Annotated in this window: 16 protein-coding genes; 6 read left to right on the top strand and 10 right to left on the bottom strand. The window is 45.8% G+C overall.

Annotated elements, in window-relative coordinates:
- The first annotated feature begins 83 nt into the window (after positions 1-83).
- Entirely contained in the window at positions 84-674 is a 591-nt protein-coding gene (locus B5X68_RS10900; RefSeq protein WP_082214703.1) for a pentapeptide repeat-containing protein, read from the top strand.
- A 78-nt stretch (positions 675-752) separates the two neighbouring features.
- On the opposite strand, the gene B5X68_RS10895 is transcribed toward B5X68_RS10900, so the two are convergent.
- On the bottom strand, positions 753-1,997 hold the full coding sequence (locus B5X68_RS10895; RefSeq protein WP_082214702.1) for a hypothetical protein: 1,245 nt from the start codon (positions 1,995-1,997) through the stop codon (positions 753-755).
- Between the two features lie 233 nt (positions 1,998-2,230).
- Here B5X68_RS10895 and B5X68_RS10890 point away from each other — a divergent pair, with 233 nt between their 5' ends.
- The 3 genes from B5X68_RS10890 (at position 2,231) to msrA (ending at position 5,964) form a co-directional block, all read left to right on the top strand.
- Positions 2,231-4,687 carry a PAS domain-containing sensor histidine kinase gene (locus B5X68_RS10890; RefSeq protein ID WP_082214701.1) on the top strand — a complete coding sequence of 819 codons (2,457 nt, stop codon included), beginning with the start codon at positions 2,231-2,233 and terminating at the stop codon, positions 4,685-4,687.
- Between the two features lie 68 nt (positions 4,688-4,755).
- On the top strand, positions 4,756-5,343 hold the full coding sequence (locus B5X68_RS10885) for an SRPBCC family protein (RefSeq protein WP_082214700.1): 588 nt from the start codon (positions 4,756-4,758) through the stop codon (positions 5,341-5,343).
- A gap of 129 nt (positions 5,344-5,472) precedes the next feature.
- A complete protein-coding gene (gene msrA / locus B5X68_RS10880) occupies positions 5,473-5,964 on the top strand; it encodes a peptide-methionine (S)-S-oxide reductase MsrA (protein ID WP_082214699.1) in 492 nt (163 codons plus the stop codon).
- Positions 5,965-6,047: 83 nt separating this feature from the next.
- Here msrA and B5X68_RS10875 read toward each other — a convergent pair whose 3' ends face one another.
- Complete coding sequence (locus B5X68_RS10875) at positions 6,048-6,521, bottom strand: hypothetical protein (RefSeq protein ID WP_082214698.1); 474 nt, start codon at positions 6,519-6,521, stop codon at positions 6,048-6,050.
- Positions 6,522-6,709: 188 nt separating this feature from the next.
- On the opposite strand from B5X68_RS10875, the gene B5X68_RS10870 reads away from it, so the two are divergent.
- Positions 6,710-8,293: a Na+/H+ antiporter gene (locus B5X68_RS10870; protein ID WP_082215317.1), complete on the top strand. Its 1,584-nt coding sequence runs from the start codon at positions 6,710-6,712 to the stop codon at positions 8,291-8,293.
- An 89-nt stretch (positions 8,294-8,382) separates the two neighbouring features.
- Here the strand turns inward: B5X68_RS10870 and B5X68_RS10865 are convergent, their stop codons facing one another.
- The 4 genes from B5X68_RS10865 to B5X68_RS10850 form a co-directional block, all read right to left on the bottom strand.
- Positions 8,383-10,803 (bottom strand): TonB-dependent receptor, encoded by a 2,421-nt coding sequence (locus tag B5X68_RS10865; protein ID WP_082214697.1) that lies wholly within the window; start codon positions 10,801-10,803, stop codon positions 8,383-8,385.
- 151 nt (positions 10,804-10,954) lie between these two features.
- Complete coding sequence (locus tag B5X68_RS10860; protein ID WP_082214696.1) at positions 10,955-13,588, bottom strand: ABC transporter permease; 2,634 nt, start codon at positions 13,586-13,588, stop codon at positions 10,955-10,957.
- A gap of 303 nt (positions 13,589-13,891) precedes the next feature.
- Complete coding sequence (locus B5X68_RS10855) at positions 13,892-14,320, bottom strand: SRPBCC family protein (RefSeq protein WP_082214695.1); 429 nt, start codon at positions 14,318-14,320, stop codon at positions 13,892-13,894.
- Between the two features lie 11 nt (positions 14,321-14,331).
- A complete protein-coding gene (locus B5X68_RS10850; RefSeq protein ID WP_082214694.1) occupies positions 14,332-14,820 on the bottom strand; it encodes an SRPBCC family protein in 489 nt (162 codons plus the stop codon).
- Positions 14,821-14,987: 167 nt separating this feature from the next.
- On the opposite strand from B5X68_RS10850, the gene B5X68_RS10845 reads away from it, so the two are divergent.
- Entirely contained in the window at positions 14,988-15,974 is a 987-nt protein-coding gene (locus B5X68_RS10845; protein ID WP_082214693.1) for a GlxA family transcriptional regulator, read from the top strand.
- A 38-nt stretch (positions 15,975-16,012) separates the two neighbouring features.
- Here B5X68_RS10845 and B5X68_RS10840 read toward each other — a convergent pair whose 3' ends face one another.
- The 4 genes from B5X68_RS10840 to B5X68_RS10825 all read right to left on the bottom strand — a co-directional run bounded on the left by B5X68_RS10840 (position 16,013) and on the right by B5X68_RS10825 (position 22,014).
- Positions 16,013-17,857 carry a lipid A-modifier LpxR family protein gene (locus B5X68_RS10840; RefSeq protein WP_082214692.1) on the bottom strand — a complete coding sequence of 615 codons (1,845 nt, stop codon included), beginning with the start codon at positions 17,855-17,857 and terminating at the stop codon, positions 16,013-16,015.
- Between the two features lie 106 nt (positions 17,858-17,963).
- Complete coding sequence (locus B5X68_RS10835) at positions 17,964-18,650, bottom strand: hypothetical protein (protein ID WP_082214691.1); 687 nt, start codon at positions 18,648-18,650, stop codon at positions 17,964-17,966.
- Between the two features lie 47 nt (positions 18,651-18,697).
- The gene (locus tag B5X68_RS10830) at positions 18,698-19,810 is read right to left on the bottom strand and encodes an AI-2E family transporter (RefSeq protein WP_082214690.1); all 1,113 of its coding nucleotides are present in this window, start codon (positions 19,808-19,810) and stop codon (positions 18,698-18,700) included.
- A 125-nt stretch (positions 19,811-19,935) separates the two neighbouring features.
- Positions 19,936-22,014 carry an alpha-amylase family glycosyl hydrolase gene (locus B5X68_RS10825; RefSeq protein WP_082214689.1) on the bottom strand — a complete coding sequence of 693 codons (2,079 nt, stop codon included), beginning with the start codon at positions 22,012-22,014 and terminating at the stop codon, positions 19,936-19,938.
- Positions 22,015-22,060: the final 46 nt, after the last annotated feature.

The following is a 22,060-nucleotide window of genomic DNA, read 5'->3' as shown; positions in this document are numbered from 1 at the left end:
CATTAAAATCAATTAAATATTAGGGGAATCCCCTAGTTAAGTGTCTAGTTTAAAAAGCCATGTCATATTTAAAAATTGTCGATATGAATCCATTAATTGACCCGTCCATTCAACACAAAAACTATTTTGAAGATGTATTTATTCAGGAAGAAGATTTAGAGCATCGCGTCTGGATTAATTGCGAATTTGTACGGTGCAATTTTCAGGGCAGCGACTTAACAGGGAATAACTTCATCGAATGTCGCTTCATCGATTGTGATTTTTCTCAAACCAGAATTAATGACGCCGGTTTTCGCGATGTTGTATTTTCAAACTGCAAAATAAATGACGTTGACTTTTCAGTTTGTAATGCCTTCATTTTCTCATTTTCGTTTGATCAATGCGTGCTGGATAATGCCAATTTTTTCAACACTAATTTAAATAAAACAACATTCAAGAACTGTTCCCTGCTCAACACCAACTTCGAAGAATCGGATTTAACAGAAGCGGTTTTTGAAAACTGCGACTTGCACGGAGCCCGTTTCATTGATTCTATTCTCGAAAAAACCGATTTCAGAACGGCTCATAATTTTAACATTGATCCCACATTGAACCGGCTTAAAAAATCCAAATTTTCCGGATCCAATTTAACCGGATTGCTTCAAAGATATAAACTCGATATCGACAATAATTAGTAAATTCTCCTCAGACTATCCGTAATGAAAACATGGGGCCGGGCTTATAAAAATCATTATGATTCCGGCCCCATTATTTTATTTAAACCCGAATATCAACGGGAAAACAAACGTAACGATAATGGTCCAGACGAAATAAACGGGCAAATAAGAGCCTATTGTTTTTCCGACTTCCATAATATCCTTTTTCCTGGTCATCACTTTATAAATCTGTATGGCTACCAGCAGCAAGTTGATCAGGATGAGCGTATTGCTGCCCAACACCGCAGCCCTGTTCGGTGTAATCCCCCATTCCGAGATCCTGAACAGAATGGCCGAAAGGGCAATGCCATTTACCGCAATAGTCACAACGGATAGCAGGAAAATCACCCAAACTTCGGCTTGTCCTCTGCTCGTCTTTGTCGTTTCTGCAACGGAAAAGAAAATGATCGCCATCACTCCGATCAGCAATGCATTGAAAAGCAAAAGGAATTCGCGGTCGTTATAAGGATCTTTTCCCGAATAAATCATCGCAACCAGGTAAATAACCAGCATTACCAACACCAGCGGACTGAATATTTTGGCAATAACCGGGGAAACTTTGCCTACCAACTGTGGATTGGTCTGTGTAAGATAAGTGCCAACAATGGGTGCAGCCGCAAGGCCAAAAACACCGATATTCTGAAAATAAAATTCATCTATTTTAATGCCGATCAACAGAAAAAGATTGATCGTTATGGCCGTTAGAATGCCTCCTGCGATGAGGATAAGCCCTGTCATGACGACCAGATCACCATTATATTTCAGAAATCCAAGTCGCTTTTCACTAAGGTTACTCCGGTCACCGACAAACGCAAAGCCTAATAAAGACCAGAGAAACAAAGCCAAATGAATACATGCCAGCACCAAAGTGTCGCTTGTTTGCACGTCGGGTAAAAGGTTAATGTAAATCAAACCAGCCAATGTTGCGCCCGCTAAAACCAGGATATTCCTTTTGTGCATTTTATTTTTCCAAAAGAAAAAGGCCATCAGGGCTGGAAAGACGACGAAACCAATGTTGCGCGGATAGAAAAAATCCTCATTGATCTGAAACATGGACGGGATTTTTGCAATAAAGCCCGAAATGAGCGAAGCCACAATGACAAATGTCAGTTCCTTGCTGCTACCCCAGGAAATTTCCTCCCCGGCGAAATTGAGCCGTTCGTTCCAGAAGTTGGCCAGGACATTGTCCTGCAATTCCGGATATAAAGTTTTGAACGCACGCTTGAAGCTCGGTTTGTCTGTCCGGTAGAGCTTTTCAAGCTGACCGGGGTTGTCGAGATTTAACAGGATTTGATCTTTCATAAAACAATGGCATGATTAAAGTCGGATACCTAAAAGTACTTTGCGATACAAAGTAAATGATAAAAAAATAGATATTCCAAACCGAACCCAGATTTTTTTATAATTTAAATAACGCGGTTTCTTTTTGCTAAAATTTTGGCATAGTGTTTTTGTATGCACATATTGATCCTTTCTCTTGGATCATATGCTTGACTAAGGGTCAATTACTATTTTGCTTTTTAAAACCGCAATACATGGCAGGCCGGGCTAACGCATTTGATACTGACAACACCCTAGAAATACAACGTCTCAATCTTGCTCTGGAATCCGCAGGAATAGGAACCTGGGAACTCGACTTTCCAACCGGGCAAATCCGTTTATGCCGACGTACAAAGAATCTTTTTAAACTCAGCGGCAATGATATCATTGATTTGGAAGTCCTTCTGGACCGGATCAATCCTGATGACAGCAGTAAGTTGACCAAAGAAATTGCCGATACATTAAACCAGGTTTCCCAGCGTTCTTTTTCTCTGAAACTCCGCACGCTTGAAACGGGCACTGAAACGAGTCGCTATGTGCTTTGTAAAGGCCAGTCGCACGTAACTACCACCAACATTAAGCGGCTGCTGGGCAGCTTTATTGACATTACGGAAGAGGAAGGCAATGTTTCCGCACAACTGCTGGCAAAAAAGTCATTAGAGGAAAGCGAGGCTAAATTGAGGACAGTTATCGAGTCTGCGCCGGCAGCGATCGGGCTTTTCGTTGGACGTGACCTGGTTGTGGAAATGCCCAATCAGGCGTTCATCGATATCGTGGGAAAAGGTCCCGACATTGTGGGCTTGCCGCTCCGAGAGGTGATGCCGGAATTGCAAAACCAGGCATTTTTAAAAATTCTGGACGACGTTTATACAACTGGGGTCACATTCCAAAGCTTTGGAACGCAGGTAGATATCGTACAGCAGGGAGTGATGACGCACAATAAATATGACATCACATACTCACCTGTTTACGACAATGAAGGAAATGTATATGCAATACTGGACATTGCCATTGATGTCACAGAGCGGGTTAATATTGAACAGAAAATAAAGCAAAGCCAGATGCAGTTGCTGGAACTGTTTGAACAATCGCCTGTGGGCATTGCCATCATCCATAAAGACAAGCTGACTTTCACGATGGCAAACCAGTTTTACGCAAAGCTGGTGGGAAAGCAGCAGCAGCAGATTGTCGGCAAACCCTTGGTGGAGGCTATTCCCGAAATTGCGGGCCAGGGTTTCGAGCAGCTCTTGCAGGATGTTATAGATACGGGTGTGCCGTATGTTGCCAAGGAGCAGGCCGTTGATATCGAATTTGACGGCGTGTTACAAACCATTTATGTGGATTTAGCCTATCAGCCGCAAAGGGATTCTGCGGGCAACATTACAGGCGTTTTTGTGGTAGCAACCGACCTTACTTCGCAAGTGTTAAGCAGAAAGAAGCTGGAAGAAACCGAAACTTTTCTACGGGGTGCGATTGAGCTTGCGGAGCTCGGCACCTACTCCATTGATCTTGAAACCGGCATGCTCGACTATTCCGATCGGTTGAAACAATGGTTTGGCGTGGAAAAAGAGGATCAGATTACATTTGAAAAGGTTTACGCCGCTATTTCCGGGGACGATTTGCCAGCTGTCGTTGCGGCGGTGAACCGCGCAATAGCACCAGGCTCGGACGGAATATATAATATGGAATACAAGATGGATGCCGGGAAAACCGGGGCTGCCAGGGTTCTTCACGCGCAGGGCAAGGTGCTTACGGACGAAAACGGCAAACCACATACGATGATCGGCACTGCCCGGGATGTGACCATTCAGCGGAAAATCAAGGTTGCACTGGAATCCCAGGTGCAGCAGCGCACGGAACAACTGGAAGCTATGAATGAAGAGCTAGCGGCCTTGAATGAGGAATATGTAGCAACCAATGAAGAGTTATCCGACTCCAATAACCTGCTGCAGCAGTCTAATGTTAACCTTCAGCAATTTGCCTATGTGGCGTCACATGACTTGCAGGAGCCGCTGCGTAAGATCCAATCCTTTTCCGATTTGCTTGCCAAACGATATGCAGCCAACCTGGGCGAGGGCATTAATTACCTGCATCGGATGCAGAATTCCGCCAAACGCATGTCTGACCTGATCGAAGATCTGCTGTCGTTTTCCCGGATAACGGAACATAAGGATGTCATTGAACCTGTATCGCTCAGCAGGGTTGTTTACGAGGTTTTAAATGATCTTGAATTGCTGATAACGGAAACGTCCGCGGTGATCACGACCGAACAACTTCCTGAAATACACGGAGATAAAATGCAGTTGAACCAGCTTTTCCAGAATTTGATCAGCAACGCACTCAAATTCAGAAAACCTGAACTGGCTCCGGTCATTCACATTACCGGTAAAATTATCACGAGCGCAGAACTCCCTTCTTCTGCGAAGGTAATCCGTAGCGCATATATGTATCATCAGATAGATGTGTCGGACAATGGAATCGGTTTCGACCAGCAGTACGCTGACAGGATTTTTCAACTATTCCAACGGCTTCATGGCAGAAGCCAGTATTCGGGAACGGGTATTGGCCTCGCTATTTGTGAGCGTGTTGCAGCCAATCATGGCGGCGCTATCACGGTTACCAGCAACCCGGGAGAAGGTGCAACATTCAGCATCTATCTGCCCGCGCAATAAGTGCGGGGCACAGTTATTATAATCAACGACTACTTTCAGGAATCAACAAAACTAAAAATTGAAAGAATATGGATGCGGAGCAAAAAACGAATGTGATTGAGATCGAGCGGAGTTTTGATGTAGATGTGGAAACGCTCTTCAAGGCCTGGACAGAGGCAGAACAATTAAAACAATGGTGGCATCCTATGGGAGATACACTCGTTGATGTAAAAAATGAGCTCAAAGAAGGTGGCGCGGTGGAATACCATGTGGGCGAATCGGGATTGCAGATTACCGGCTCTTACACCGAGGTGGTCCCCAATGAAAAGCTGGTGTACTCGTGGGTGTGGAATATGAGCGATGAGGGTTCGGAAAGTGGCTACACATTGCACATTACGTTTTCCTCGGAAGGCGAAGGAAGCAAATTAAAGGTGTTGCAAGAAGGATTTTCAGGCCCTGAATTTTTAAAACCGCATGAAGAAGGCTGGGAAAAAGGCCTGAACGATTTGAGTTCCTATTTAACTTCCGGTTCCACAGAAGGCGGAAGCTCGCAAGACACAGGCGCATCAAATCAGGACGCGACGGAACAGGATAATGTTAAAAGTGATGAAAATATGACCGACCGCTCTGGCGGATATAACGAAGCACCCGAACAAGTGAAAGTCGGTGGTGGCTGACAGGAAAGAGTTGCTATGTTTTTGGCGGGGATTTGGGTAAGTGTGTCAGTTTTTTAACAACAGGCTCGCGTCTGGAATGGAGGGCATGGAATTTTTGCTATCTATATTATACTTAAAAAAACAGACTATATGAGTACTGAAAAAGCCATTTTGGCAGGTGGTTGCTTTTGGGGAGTAGAAGAACTTTTCAGACATCAACCGGGTGTCATCTCAACGGTGGTTGGTTACACCGGCGGCGATGTTCCCAATGCTACATACCGAAACCACGGAACGCATGCGGAAGGAATTGAGATCGTTTTCGATCCTTCACAACTTACTTACCGGGGTTTACTTGAATATTTCTTCCAGATCCACGATCCAACAACACGCAACAGGCAGGGAAATGACATCGGGACTTCTTATCGTTCCGCCATTTTTTATCTGGACGAAAGCCAGCGTGAAGTAGCTGAAACATTAATCGCGGAAATGGAAACTTCGGGCATATGGCCGGGAAAAATTGTTACGGAAGTTGTCCCTGCGGGTGATTTCTGGAATGCGGAAGCCGAGCATCAGGACTATTTGCAAAAACACCCCGGCGGATACACCTGCCACTTTGAACGACCAAGCTGGAAATTGAATTAATAAAGAGGAACTTCGAAGCAAAAAATAAACACGTCGATTAAATCGCCGTGTTTATTTTTTGTGCCTATAGAAGCAGGGGAAACTCAAATGGACAGGATCGGGCCATGTGAATCTTCATATTCCCCAACTTTTTGCATCACAAAGGCAGCTGCCAGTCCGCCTAATAAATACCACGCCACCGTCATCACCTTAGTTTCTGTGGTTTTGGTAACAGGTTTATCGCTTAATCCCAGCTTCTGCGTGAGCCCTACCGCACCCAGGCCTGCAAAAAGGCCATAACCGGCGCCGCGTAACAACAAGTTCTCTTTCGATCCCTTGCCTATCATGGCATAATACATGGTATTGCTTGCTATATCAGCTGCCAATGTTGTTCCAAAAAGCGCATTGCCCGTCGGAGCCGATGCGCCAACCGCATGCAGCGATTTTGTCAATGCTTCCTCACCGACTTTGTCGATACGGGGGGCTTTATGCGAAAATCTTTTCGCGGCTTCGTGAATGATATTCAGGACAATGGCGCCAGCCAACCCGCCTGCCAGACTTCTGATTTCAGGTTTCATGTTTCTAATGTAGATGTTTGATAAATGTTCATTAAAAACTGTTCCACAAGCTTCATGTTCTCAATTAATTATTGCTGTAACTGAAAATTGCTTATAAGGTCAATTAAAGAATGGCTTCCGGCAAAAAGACCTGCACGACAATCGAGATTTATGCTTTAATTAGGGCAAACAAAGGTAATTTACCGTCTATGCATACGCTTTTGCCATTTCTGCTTGCCATGATCGCAGCCATCGTGATGCTGAACATGTTGGCTAGCAAATTAAGGATCGCCTATCCTATCCTGCTGGTTGTGGCTGGTCTGCTGGTCAGTTTTGTCCCTGGATTACCCATGCTGCGGATCAATCCCGACCTGATTTTTTTTATTTTTCTCCCGCCGCTGCTTTTCGAAGCCTCGTGGACGATCTCGTTCAAGGAAATGAAAAAATGGTGGCGGATCATTGGCAGCTTTGCCTTCCTGGTGGTGTTTTTTACCGCGCTATCCGTGGCTATCGTGGCCAACCATTTTATACCCGGGTTCACCATTGCTTCCGGATTCCTATTGGGCGGAATCGTATCGCCGCCGGACGCCGTCAGCACGGGAGCTATTACGAAATTCGTAAAAATACCCAAGTCCACCGCAACCATCCTGGAAGGGGAAAGCCTGCTTAATGACGCTTCATCGCTGATCGTTTTCCGTTTTGCGCTGGTGGCCGTCGGCACGGGTCAGTTTATCTGGCAGGAAGCTGCATTGAGCTTTTTATGGATGGCCATAGGCGGCGCAGGGCTGGGTTTATTGCTCGCCTGGCTTTTTGTTCAGGCACATAAGCGCCTGCCGCTCGACGCGCAATCAGCCATTGCACTGACACTTATCGAGCCGTATTTTATGTATTGGATCGCGGAGCAGGTGCATTGCTCGGGCATACTCGCTGTGGTTTGCGGCGGCTTATACATGTCTGCCAGGCGGCTCATTTTTTTGGATAGCGCCAGCCGCATCCAGAGTTTCAGTGTCTGGGAAAGTTTTGTATTTATTCTAAACGGCGTGGTCTTCCTGATCATAGGCCTCGAATTGCCGGAGATTGTGGAAGGCTTGCGAAATGAAGGTATTTCACTGCGCATTGCTATCGGTTTTGGTGTGTTGGTAACGGGCGTGCTGATCGCCGCACGCATGATCAGCTCTTATGCAGCGTTACTGGCAACAATTATCTTCCGCCCCGGCGTAGTGCCGCGCGCCCGCAACAACAGAAGGCGCTGGCTTATGCCCCTGTTGCTCGGATGGACGGGAATGCGTGGCGTTGTGTCCCTTGCCGCAGCGCTTGCAATCCCTATCACATTAGACAACGGTGCTGCCTTCCCTCACAGGAACCTTATTTTGGTAATCACATTCGTAGCGATACTGTTAACACTTGTTGTACAGGGCCTTACATTACCCTATCTCATAAAACGGACGGAATTATTCGACGGATCCGCTGATGAAGAGCTGGAAGAATCCACCAGAAAAAAGATGAAACAAGGCTTGAAGCAACACGTTTACGAATTTCTGAAAACAAAGTATGATAATGACGTGATCGGTCACGCCGGTATGGAAAAATTTCTAAAACAATGGGAAGAACGCGCCAAGGCTTCTGACGACAGCTGGATGAATTATAAAACAAAAGTCATTTTTGTAGAAGTCCTGGAAATCCAAAGGCAATATCTTTCTGAATTAAACAAAGACCCGCTGATCGACGAAAATATCATTCGCCAACAACTCTATCAGATTGATCTGGAAGAAGAGCGGTTGAAGATTATTTGATTAGCAGCTATTTTGAATGGCGGAATCTGGTAACAAAACTGGCACAGCTAAACGTTGATTAGCTGTGCCCGTGGGATATCTGCAATTTTTTAGAAATTGTAAGTGATGTTGGCTAGCAAGGCGCGTGGCGTTTGGGGAGCGATCGTGGACCAGCCTTTGTAGTATTCCTTATTGAATGCGTTGTTGAGCTTAATGCCGATGCGATAGTTTTCGGCCTGATAAAACAGCGATGCGTTTGCTACTGTGTAAGCCGGAAGCATGAAATTTCCCGTTGAAACGTAATTGATCGCAAATCTTTCACTTGCGCCGTTTACGCCTGCCCCAATGCCGAACCCTTTCAATTTTCCGCCAGGCACCTCGTAGTTTGCCCAGGCATTGTAAAGGTGCTTCGAACCTGCGTCCAGCGGTCGCTTGTCCAGGATTTCGGTGTTATCCGACTTGGTTGTCTTGCTGTCGTTGTTGCTATATCCAGCCCTAATGTTCAGGCCATTGACCGGGTTGGCATTTAATTCGATTTCAAAACCCTTGCTGTAAATTTCCCCGCCCTGAATTTTGTTAAAAGGAGATGACGGATCTGTGATAACTTGATCTTTTACTTTGATATCATAATAACTGATAGTCGCATTCAGCTTGTTTTTAATGATATTGGTTTTAATACCAAATTCAATCTGATTCGCTTGCTCAGGCCTGAAAGTCTTGATGGTTTGCGGGCCGTCTTCCGGATTTCCAACCAGCGCTGGCGCTACGTTGGTGAACCCGTTTTGGTAATTGGCAAAAACAGAAACTTTGTCGGCAACAGGCTGATACAGGATCCCGAATTTGGGAGATAATGTTGTCTGGTTATAATCATCTTCCGAAGTGGTTACGCTTCCCACGTTATCAAAATGGTCCAGGCGGAGGCCTACCATTACGGATAAACTTTTAGTAAGATTCAGAACGTCAGATGCATAGGCACTGTATATATTGTATTTAGACTTCGCGTTAGACACCGGTTGCAACGCCAGCACAGCATCTACAGCGGCAGTGGAAAGCGGATAATCCCTCGTTTCAACTTTCGGTGTAAACGGATCATCACCATTAGCACCGCCCTCAGGCGTTACATTGCCATAGAAGGCATAACCCGTTCCGTTGCTTGTGGAAATAGCCGAGAAATAATCCAGGCCGATCACAACCCGGTTTCTCATAGCGCCCAAATTGAAATCACCAATGAAGTTTTGCTGGATATCGGACGTTCCGGTGTATTCATTTTGTTTATTCAAAAACCTTGAAAATGTATCATTCCCCAAAATTCCATAGTCGAACAAATAGGAATAATAACCTTTCGTCGAAGTAGCGCTTTTTGATATCAATGTTTGTGACTGCCACTCGTCGGAGAGTTTGTAATCCATCTCAACGCGGTAATTTTGCGTGGGATTTTGCAAGGTCAGATCATTGCTGGTAAATGAAAGCTTGTTATTATATCCCAGTTCTTTGAGGTTTTTAGACTGCGTGGGAGCGCTTCTGTTCAGGAAAAGGAACATCGGGTTGGTTTGCTCCGCCTGTGTGATTTCCCCGTAAAAAGAAAATGACAGATTATTATTCACCTTGTAAGATAGCGAAGGCGCTACAAAAAAAGACTTTCTGAAACCCGCATCCTGGAAGCTCCGTTCTGTGGCGTAGGACGTGTTGAGTCTGAAATAAAGGTTTTTTTCCTTGCTCAAAGCCGTGTTGAAGTCACCCGTAATCTGGTTCAGGCCGTAAGAGCCGGTCGTAAAAGAAAGCTCTCCGCCGGTCCCTACATATGGTTTTTTGGTAACTACATTAATAAGCCCGCCGTAAGAGCTGACCGCATTTCCGAATAATGTCGCCGACGGCCCTTTCAGGACTTCAATGCGTTCAATGTTCGCCGGGTTGATCGTGCCATTGGTAAGTCCGGGAAGGCCATTCACGAGTTTGGGCTGAACAGAAAATCCGCGAAGTGAAAAGTATCCTGCGCCATCTCCGCCGCGACCGGTTGATGTCCACAAATTTTCGACGCCGGTTGCATTTTTCAGGGCGTCATCAAAATTCGTAACGATCTGGGATTTCAACAAATAGTTGGTGATGGTGCTGTAAACCTGCGTGTTCTCGAAATCCCTTAGCGGCAATTTGGAAACATATGCCGTTTTGCTTCTCGAAAATTTATTCTCCCTTTCCCCTTCAATCACGACTTCCCGCAATATTTCATCACCGGCGTAAAGAACGATGGTTTTCAAATCCACCTCATTCTGCGAAATGGTGAAGGGCACTTCTTTTGTCTTAAATCCGACAGAAGATATCGACAAAATATAATTTCCGTCGGCTACATTAGCTATTTCAAAGAAACCCGTATCGTTGGTCTGCGTACCAATGCTGGTGTTTTTGATGAGAATATTTGCCCCGGGCAAACCAATTTTGGTGTTGTCCATGATCGTGCCGCTCAGTTTTCCTGTTTGCGCAAAACACTGGGACGACAAAAGCAGGGATATTACGATTGATAGAAGAACTTTCATTAAACTTATTTAGACAAATTACAAATAAATTGAGCTGCAAATGTATTTTGCCAGTGGAACACTTCCAAATGATTTTAGAAATTTAGTTAGGGATATACTTCACCGATTTCCGTTTTGCCCAGAATGTGCAGCCGGATTGCACATTCCAAACTTACTCCGTCTTTAAAGACTTAACGGGATCCAGCCGTGCAGCGCGGATTGCCTGATAGCTGACCGTTAACAGGGTGATGCTCAATGCTCCAAGCGCGGAAACTGCGAAAATCCACCAGGAAATTTCAGTGCGATATTTATACGAAAGCAGCCAGTTATTCAACAAATACCAGGCCAGCGGAATAGATACAATGCACGAAATGATCACCAGCAGCACAAAATCCTTAGACAAAAGCGCCCAAAGATTTGGCACCGACGCACCCAGCACTTTCCGGATCCCGATTTCCTTGGTGCGCTGCTCTGCTGTAAAGGAAGCTAACCCAAACAATCCAAGGCAACTGATCAAAATTGCCAGAACCGCAAACACGGCAGCCAGCCTGGCTATGCGCTCCTCAGTGGCAAACTTGACTGCAAATTGCTGATCGGCAAATGAGTAATCGAAAGGACTTCCGGGATTGAGTTTGAGAAAAACAGAAGTTATTTTTTCCAAAGATTCATGCGCAGAAAGGCTTGGATTGAGCTTAATATTGATCACATTGGCCCAGCCATAATTAACCATAAAAACCGCGGGCCGCACGAGCTCAAACGGGGATTCCATGAGCATATCTTTGATTACACCGACCACTGTAAACGGCTTTCCGTTCCATTTAACGGTTTTTCCGATAATGTCCGACGGTTTCTTGAAACTCATATATTTCAGGCATGCCTCATTCAGGACCATTCCCGAAGAGTCCGTTGAAAATGTCCTTGAAAAATCACGGCCGTCAATGAACTGCCAGCCGACAGTTTTGCCGTAATCATGGGTGACGCCAATGGTCGTGAAATTTTCCTTAAAATTGGGATCTTTACCCTCCCATTCAAAGCCGCCATTATTTGAGTTGGACTGCGTCGGCGCCGCGGAAGATGTCGACATTTCAACAATAGCCCCGGTTTCATGCAGACTGCTTCTGAGCACATTATACTGATTATAAAGCTCCGGCGTGTTAATGTTGACGGTGATCAGCCCGTTTCGATCAAAGCCGATGGGGCGGTTTTTAGCGTGCTGGATCTGGCGGTAAACAATTATTGTACCAATGATCAACGTCACAGAAACTGTGAATTGCAACACGACAAGCACTTTACGCGGAACCGCCGAATATCTACCCAGTGAAAATGTGCCTTTCAACACCTTAACAGGCTGAAAGGAAGACAAATACAATGCAGGATAGCTTCCGGAGATGATCCCGGTTATCAGACAAAACAAAATTCCAGCCAGCCAGAACATGGGATTGTCCCAAATAAAAGCGATTTGCTTGTCGGCGAGCGAATTAAAGGACGGAAGCAGCGCCACTACCAACAATATCGAGAGCAAAAATGCACACGCCACCACCAGCAGCGACTCGCTCAGGAACTGCCCGACAAGCTGCCCGCGCATGGAACCGATGGCTTTCCTTATTCCTACTTCTTTCGCCCGTTTTTCAGACCTTGCTGTGCTGAGGTTCATGAAGTTGATGGCTGCCAGCAGGAGCACAAAAATGCCGATAATGCCAAAAAGCCAGACATACTGAATGCGCGCATTAAGGTTACCAGACGAATCCCAGCCGGTATAAAGATGCCATTTCGCCATCGGCTGCAAGTAAACCGCCGGTTTCAGATAAGCAGTCTTCGGGGAATGTTTCAATTTGATGTCTCTTATCTTCCTTGAAATGGATTCAAAATCCGATTTTGGATTGATTTGCGCGAGGATCTGCCAGGAATTATTGTCCCACTCAGCATTATCGAGGGCCGTTTTCACCCAATCCTGCGTGGACACATAAAGGTCCCACGGAGCAATAAATGTCATATCCCTGAACTCGGTATTATAGGGCAAGTTTTCATAAACGCCAGTCACTTTCAGGTTCATACTGTTGTTTAGCTTAACAATCTTGCCGATTGGATTTTCAGTACCGAACAGGACCGTGGCAACGCCTTCTGACAACATGATCGAGTACGGGTCGTGCAAGCCAGCGCGCGTTCCCCGGAGCATTTTAAGCGAGAACATTTCGGGTGCTTCCGGGCTCATGTAAATGCCTTTTTTGGTAAACTTCTTATCCCCGTGAGCCACAATGTGATCGCCGGAAAAAGATGACATGACCACATATTTAAAATCGTCCGCGAAAACGGTCCGGAGCTCATTGCCGAGCGGCGCAGGCATGTATTCACCGTGATATGTGGTTCCTTCCACCTCTACGGTCTGCATTACTTTCGCTATCCGGTTGTAATTCTGATGGTATTTGTTGAACGAAAACTCATCGTAGATCCATAATCCGATCATCATGGCCACCGCCATTCCAGTCGCGAGTCCTCCGATATTGATTGCTGAATAGCCCTTGTTTTTGGTTAAATTTCTGATTGCTATTTTTAAATAGTTACGAATCATGGCCGGACTGGTTGAATTGGTTTTTGAATATTCCTGCGCCTTTTTGTTTCTGGCAAACGGGCGCATTAGCTTGATTACATTGCGTATATAACGGAACTTAGCATCACGCTCGCCGACGCTGACGACCCAGTGCTGATACATTTCCAGCAAATCCCCCTGAACTTCTTCCGAAGTGTTGGGATCTGCAAAACGGGCAAGAAGCTTGGTTGCCCAATGTGGCGGAGAAGTCTTTTTCATTCACCTTGAAATGTTCTCTTTATAAACTCCTTTTGATTTACTCCGATTATGTCGATAAAATACTGTACCAAGCATGGAAAAACCAAATAATCAATTGATTATAAATACGTTACCAATAATATAGAAACAAAAAAACTGTTCAGATCTGAACAGTTTTATAGAATCGTCCGGTCTCCATGCCTGACTAAAAAAGGCAACCAGCCTTGTTGCTGATTGCCTCCCTATTCTTGTGTTCGCTTCTTTTTGTTGAATACTGCATCGAAATCGAATGCTGCAGAAACGCCAATTCCCCTGAACGATTGGTTATACCAGATTTAATCGCTGGTCCTGCACGTAGCCCTTCCATGCGGGAGCGCAGGAATTGTAGCATTCAAATTCCGGGACCAGGCCGACATGCGTAAACACAACTTTTGTTTTTCCGCCTTCTGGAAAAAGCTCGAAAATGATTCTGGTCCCCTGCCATTCATTGGTGTTTTCTACAAAAGTGAGATTGCTTTCAGTAACGAGCCAGACAACCTTCCTATCCTTCTCCAGCTCCACCAACTTCTGCTTGCTGTAATGCATCCCGCCGCCTGCCAGAAAGCTAAATTCATCACTGATTTTTTCTGAGCTGCCTTCAAATGACTCTCCGTATAAACCGGACCACCAACCTCGAACATTCAGGATGGCATTATACACTTCGGCCGGCGTTTGGTCTACAATAATACTTGTTGTGAAATCGTGGTTTTTCATGGCTTTTATTTTTATTCTTTTGATTCCATTCCGATTTGTTCGTGGCTCGTTATTTCGGTTCCTTTATTTGGCGCTCCTGTCCCGGCTTCAATGAGCGGCAGCAGGCTGTTGGTAAGGTAACCACTCCATGCATTATTACAAATTTCATAGCATTCATATTCGGGCACCAGCCCTTGATGCGTGAACCGCACCTGTGTTTGGCTGCCTTCTTTTGAAATGTCGAAAACCACTTTGGTGCCGATCCATTCGCTTTTGTCTTTGGTAAAATTGAAATAATTGTCGGTAACGAGCCAGGCCACTTTTTTGTCCGGGATAAGTTCAATAACCTTCATTTCGCACCGGTGCAGATCCTGGTAATGATAGCTCCATTCTCCATTGACCTCATCCGTGGTGCCGACGATTTCCTCAGACCACCAGGCACGGGGATTAATAATGGCATTGTAAGCTTGGCTGGCCGATTTGTCTACCAGAAAAGTGGTCGTGAAATCTTGATTTTCCATTTTTTCAAAAGTTAAGTGATTGATAAATCTTGCAAAAGGACTTCTCTTTGTTCCCTAATAATAAATGCAAAGCTATTGTCGTAAATCCACTTTGTCAGAGGGGGATAAAGACATTATGACGGGTTGATTAAGACAACTTGAATGGCTAACATTGTGTAAAAAATCCAATGAAGCACATTGCTATTATCGCACCGGACGGCCAAAGCAACTTATCGAGCGTTGCTTGCATTGTGGGTTCCTACGAAATATTCTCGGAAGCTAATGCTTACTGGGCAAAAAACGGCCACAACCCTAAGTACGAGATTCAGATCGTAGGTGTTTCTGATCGCGCCGAATTTAGCAAAGGGCTGGTCAGTATTAAGCCGCATACGCATATTAGTGAGCTTAAAAAAACGGATCTTATCATTATCCCTTCCCTGGCCCGCGATTTCGAGCGTGCGCTGGCGGGTAATATTGCTATGGTGGACTGGATGTCGGAGCAATATAAGAATGGGGCAGAGCTTGCGTCTATGTGTACGGGAGCATTTATGCTCGCTTCGGCGGGTTTGCTTAACGGCAGGACCTGTTCTACACATTGGTCTGCCGTAAATACATTCAGTGTTTTGTTCCCTCATGTAAAATTGCAGTCACACCGGACGATAACGGACGAAGCTGGAATTTACACCAATGGAGGCGCATACTCCTTTTTGAACCTGCTGGTTCACCTGATCGAGAAATTCTACGACCGGCCAACAGCCATTTACTGCTCAAAGCTCTTCCAGATTGACATTGACAGAGAGTTTCAATCCATTTTCACCATTTTCAGCGGGCAAAAACTCCACGACGATCAGGAGATCAAGCAGGCACAGCAATACATTGAAAGTAAGATTGATGAGAAAATATCGGTAGATCAACTCTCATCCAAATTTTCAATCGGCCGGCGAAATTTTGACCGCAGGTTCTTAAAAGCCACTGGTAACACCCCTTTGGAATATGCACAACGGGTAAAAATCGAAGTTGCCAAACGGTCGTTTGAAAATTCCCGGAAAACCATCAATGAAGTCATGTATGAAATAGGCTACTCCGACTTGAAAGCGTTCAGGGAAGTGTTCCGGAAAATCACGGGCATGTCCCCGCTGGAATACCGCGAACGTTATCATAAAAGTTTGGCTTAGGAATCCGGCGGACCGCTCGGTTTTAGCAACAGGAATGCTTACATCAGGAAGTTGAACCCGATCCGGCCAAATGCATAGATTTTTTGCGTATTGAACAAGTCGCCCGGTGTACCCGTTCTTTCGGGGTTAATTGCGCGGCCGTTGAACTCCTTGCTATTGAAATTCACATTGCAAAATACCATTGTTTTTATCGACCGGAAACCACAGAAAAGGTCGGTATAAATCATATTGCGGTTGATGATGCTCTTACCCAGCGTCCACTTGGAAAGCGATTCGTCTGATGTTCCGTCGTTGTCAAACTCGCGCGTCCTGAACCATCCAAATCCTTCCATCATGCTGTTGTGGACAATGTAACGATATTTGACTTCGCAGGAGAAGATGAAATTAAAGATCCTCCCCGGGCGGTTTTTCACCATTTGCGTCCCGCTACGCTCCTTAAAGTTCAAGTTACTAAATCCAAGTCCGGCACCCGCATAGGTAGCTTGCTGACCTACCCGCCCTTCTATGGAGCTGTAAATATTGATCCAGTCTTTCAAATTCTGCCTCCCCTGATAGCCTTTGATTCTCTCAGTGTGTCTGAAAACATCATTTTCTTTGGATAACAGCATAATTTCCATGGCCTGGCTCATGTTGATCGTCAGCCGTCCCCCATTGGCGATCTGCTTGTCCCAGCCGATAGGCGCCGGGGAATCAATGGTAAGATCCCTGTGCAAGGCAGATTGAAAGGCCTCTCCTATCTTACCGCCAAGAATTCCTATTGAAAATTCTCCTCTGGTCCTCACTGTTCCCATTTGATTGATCCGGTATTTGGCACGGCCCACGTAAGCTATTCCTGCAAACGGCCTGTCATTAAGATAACTGTTATCCCTGCTTAGTTTCGCCAGCGATGCATATTGGTCTCCATTCATCTTGAGTGCCGTTCCCGCAGAATCGAACCTCAGATAGGGCGTGTAAGCTTCTATCCCGTAAAAAAGGCTTTGATAGCTGATATTATCTATTTTAAGCCTTCTGATTTCTTTTGAAAAGAAGTTAATAACCGGAATTTTTGAAACAAATCTGAAAGCCCTGCCGCCAAGAAAAGTATTGGCAAAAAGCCTGATTTTTATGAGGTCAGTTGTCAGCTCCAGCCTTAATCCGCCAGTGTAATTCATGTCCCTGTTGATTACAGGACAGAAAAAATCGTTATCATGATAGATATTTATTCCTTTCAAAACCTGCCTGCTTGTTTCAGTAAAGCGGTATTCCGAAAATTCCTTGCGGGAAATGAAATTGGATTGGTCAGCGATCTGGTCGAGGTTGCTTTCGATGCCCCTTTCGAAGCTTGAAAGTTCTTCCTTAAAATGAATGTATCTCGCGAGTTCCTCGTACAGTTCCTGAAGTGCTACATAACTATGGATTTTTTCCAAAGATTCTTTTAATATCCCATTGCCCTTCAACGCATTCAGGCTAACCAGTTCATCATAGGTTTCTGCATCCCTTGGAATGTAAATCCCATTGTTTTTTAACCTGCCTTCCAGCGTCCCTTTGATCAGTTCGAGTATTTCAAAAGAAGTGAAAACAGCATGCCGGTCCATTAGTTTCCTAATAATACTGTCCGGAAGCGCCTGTTCAATGACAGCGGTGTCCAGGTCCTGATTCCAGCTTTTGATCCGCTTCTTCGCTTTCACAATCGCAGTATCACTCCTGATGCCAGCACCTTCTCTTGACTTCTCTCCTAACACAGGAGTTGGCTGCTCTTTCCGGTAACTACGTTTGCTTTCGATGCTGTCCGTTAAAGTCTGGACTTTTTGCTGGGCGGGAGTCATTTGCGCCATCGCCGGGGCAACAAAAATGTAATAAGCCACGATTGCGGCAAGAAGACGGGAGTATAGTTTTAGTTTCATAAATGAAGGGGTGAATGTGCATAAGGAATTTAATAACTATCTGATACAGAATCAAATAGTTATTATTTAGCGGTAAGCACATTCCCTGCTCAATACACCCTTTCAATTATTCGGCCTCATCCGAAATTACGTCCGCATGGGTGTCGGCTTCGTAACTGTCGGCGTATTTTATTTCATCAAGCCAATATGCGGAACTTACAATGTCGTAGGTTACTGAACTTTGATCACCGGAAATCTTTTTCAACTGCCACAGAATGTCCTTAGCCTCGGAAAAACGATCCCCTTCAATCTGGTCGGAAAAAAGACGCTGGATCAAGCTTCGGTCGGATAAACCAGCGGCGAGAAGCCTCACAATGGGCGCCTCGGGATTTTCTTCAAAAATACTTACATCACCCTTCATTTCGACCGTGAACTGAACGGCTTCCGGGCGTGGAAATTTGCCATTGTAAGCATCATAGAGCAGTTGGGTTGATCGGTAAAGGTCGGGGTGTAATGGTAGTTCCGGATATTCCTCCCAGAGCTTTTCAGTAAGGATTTCGTGAGAAAGATTTCCGATCTGACCTTCGGTGAGACGCCCGGCTATTGTATAATCCAAAACTATTTTAGCGGATTCTTCCGGCTCGAAATCCGTGAGGGACATCATGCACATTTCTTTCAGCTCCGAATCCTTGATTTCTGCGGGATTGCCATAATCCATCGCATTCAACAAATTCACATAATCACTCTTTTCCCAGGAACCCGGCAACTCTTTAATTTGCTCGAATGACAAGATATTTACTTTGAACTGACTCATTTAATGTTTGTTATGTTTAAAAAAATCCTGCTTATTCTGATTGTACACTATTTCTTACCGAGATTTTGCTCATCTTCGACAACCTCCTCAATGGCCGGTTTCGTTTCCGGGTGGCTGTCGTCCTCTCCCAGCAGGATACCCCACGGATTGAGGCCCTCTACACGGTCGAATATGACTTTAAAAATGGCGATCACCGGGATTGACAAAAACATGCCGGTAATTCCCCAGATCATTTCTCCCAGGACAAGGCCAATCAGAGCAATAAATGTATTGATCTTCACCTTCGACCCCACAATTTTGGGCATAATGTAATTGCTGTCGATCAAATGTATCACCACAATTGAGACCAGAACAAACACAACCTGACTGGTGCCCGCCGTCGCGAATGTAACAAGGCTCGCCAGTGATAGCGCAGTAAAAATGCCGAGATAAGGGATAACATTGAGTATGCCGGAGATCAGCCCGAGCAGCAATCCATATTTCACACCTATAAGCCAGAAGGCAGCACATGAAAGTCCGGTGACCAGAAGCAGCTGCAAAAATAATCCGACAATGTATTTTTTAACAATGTACTGCACCTGGCTTACAACATCATACACAATCACACTATGCTGCTTTTCAAACAGCGAAACCGTAAACCGCAGCAACAATCTCCTATGCAACAGCATAAAAAAAGTGTATAGGAATATGAATAAAAGCGACAGCAGAATCGATGAAACCGAAAGCAAGGTGTGTCCCAGAATAGAAGTTCCCGTATCCACCGCCTTGGTCGCCGATTCATTGATATAGCTCATTTGCTCTTCATTATCTACATGAAAAGTAATCTCTATCCAGCGCTGCAAACTGGTGGTGGTGGCCAGCAATTGCTGTTTGAATGCAGGCCAGTCCTTCGCCAGCGCAGTTAATTGAGAGCCGAGAATGGTGAAAATTGCGGCAATAGCAGCGGTCAGGGTAATAACTGCCACCATAGAGGACAATGCTCGTGGAAATTTCAGGCGATATTCGAGAAAACCTGCAAATGGAAGCAGCAAAAGTGCAAACAGGAACGCAAAAATGAGCGGAGCCAGCAATGTTTGCCCGATGATGGCAATGTATACAAGCGATATGATGCTTACCAGCACATAGGCAAGCCGGGCGTAAAACGGTAAAGAACGGATCATAATAAATGAATGTAAGTATTTCTTATCCTAACATAATCATGCCTGGATACGGCGGCACGTGAAAATCCAGTTTCTGCTTGCATAAAGCCTGGATGATCCTTGCCATCATTGCGTTTTTGAAAACATTAATATTCTTTAACAAGGACAAGCACCTCCGCCGGCCTGATATCCCGGATTTCCACGAATGTTGGCGCGCCGGGACCTTCTCCTCCTTTCACAATTATTTTTGAACCAATGGCGTGCAATCCATTATAGACGTTCCCGGCCGCTTCCGCCGCAACTTGCTCCGTATTGGCAACTACTGTGAATGCTGTTCCGGCTTTCCACAATTCAGAAGAAACAATGACATCTCCGCCCCGCACAGCATTATCCGCTCCGTTACAGTTCACGCAACATAACGCTTCCTGGTTATCCAGCAACCGGGACCAGGCCACAAGTTCGCCGACCGCCGGAAACTGAAATGCGGCATCAAAATTTCGGGTCTGCCGCTCATACTGACGCCCGATTCTGAGGACCGGATATTTTGCTCTCAATGCACACAAATGGGCAAGGCGCACATATGCAGGGCTTTTTGTGTCAAAACAATGCAGACCGGAGGTTCCAAAGGGCCCGAAGCCTGGTAAGGATTCGTCTTTTGCGGTGAGCTGTGTAAGTTGGTCGTTACTGTGATGCGCCCTGGGGTGGTCGGCCCCAAACATGGTTTCCCGCAGATATCGGTCGCCGAAATTACTACCGTCTTTCCACCCTTCACCGATCAAAAACGGTATCTGGGATTTGGGCGGGCCCGAAAAAGCCTGTTCGGTGCCATAGTAAATGCAGGGTATGCCCAAAATAAACAACTGAAAAGCGGTTGCAGCAACGATCTGATAGTCCTTAACCTCAGCATTGTCCCCTATTTCCGCAGAAAACCTGACTTTTTCTCCACTCACATGATCATGGTCATCGAGGATGGATACATGCCGGTTGCCAAGGCTGCGGTGCGAGCCGAAGCCCTGGCTGTTTTCGTTAAAGTCGTCAAAATAGTCTTTGGCAGAAACCATTCCTTTCCCGATCCCCTGCAATTTGATCCTGGCGTTTCCAATATCAAGTGCCGCGCTGAGATTGCGCTGAAGGACGGCAAGATTATCTGCGAAATAGTCCTGAAATTCGTCTCCGCCTGCAATCTCCCCTACCAGAAAAAAGTTTCGTTTCCCGAGCGTGTCCGCGAACTCCCGGATGGAACCGCAGAAGTTGCGCGCTTCTTCCAGTGAAATGTGCTTTAAAGTGTCGATCCGGAACCCATCGCAATCTGTCAGCGCAATCCAGTATTTGAAACAGTCAGAGAGAAACGAGAGCGCTCCCGGGGCATCCAGCGCAAAGTCCTTCAACGAAAAGAAATCTGTTCTTTTGTGCTCCGCATGCGGATCAGCAACATTACCATTCCCCAGGTCCCCTTTGCCGGCTCGTGTATACATGGCTGTTTGCTGCAATTCCCGTGGCCAAACACCCTGATCAACCTGTACAATATCGGATGCCTGCACCGAAAACCCTTGCTCCTGATCGTCCCGCCAGGCCAGTTGCCAGTCTTTGGAATCGCTATTGGAAGGATTGCCGTAAAAATCAGGAAAGGGCTTGAAACGGGGTTCATTAATAGCTTCGTCAACCGGTTTTTGAGGCGGCACATAGCCCCAGTTGTCGCCCGAATGATTGATAATGATGTCGAGTATGATCCGCATGCCTTTCAAATGGGCTGCTTTTACGAGCTCAACGAGGTCACTTCTGGTTCCAAACCTTGGATCTACATCCAGAAAATCCTGGACGCCATAACCATGAAATGTGTCAAGCCGCACACGCTGCTTGAACACGGGCGCGATCCACAGGGTCGTGATGCCTAACCCTTCCAGATAATCAAGCTTGCTCGTTATGCCATTGATCGTGCCGCCCTGCCACCTCCGCCCGGAAGCGGCCCACTGTTGCCAGTTGGTTTCGGACGGTCCGGTTGCCGTTCGCAACGCATTGATCTTTTGCCTTGTCAGCAACTCCCTGCTGCTTTCCAGGCCATCACTGAAACGGTCGGGCAGCAGGAAATAAAGAAGCTCGTCACGCCAGTCCATAGGTGACGGAAAGAACGGAATGCTGTCTCTGCGGGCCTGGTCCAGCAGCAGGCGAACTTCCGATAATGTATCGGGACGGTTCGCTGTAAGGAGTGTAGAAGAATCTGGCATAGGAGTTGGATCGTTGATTATTAAAACATACTTACTACTCTGTATA

The sequence above is a fragment of the Dyadobacter psychrophilus genome (assembly GCF_900167945.1).
Classification (GTDB): Bacteria; Bacteroidota; Bacteroidia; order Cytophagales; family Spirosomataceae; genus Dyadobacter; species Dyadobacter psychrophilus.
Note: the sequence above shows the minus strand (reverse complement) of the source record. Positions and strands in the feature narration are given on the sequence as shown.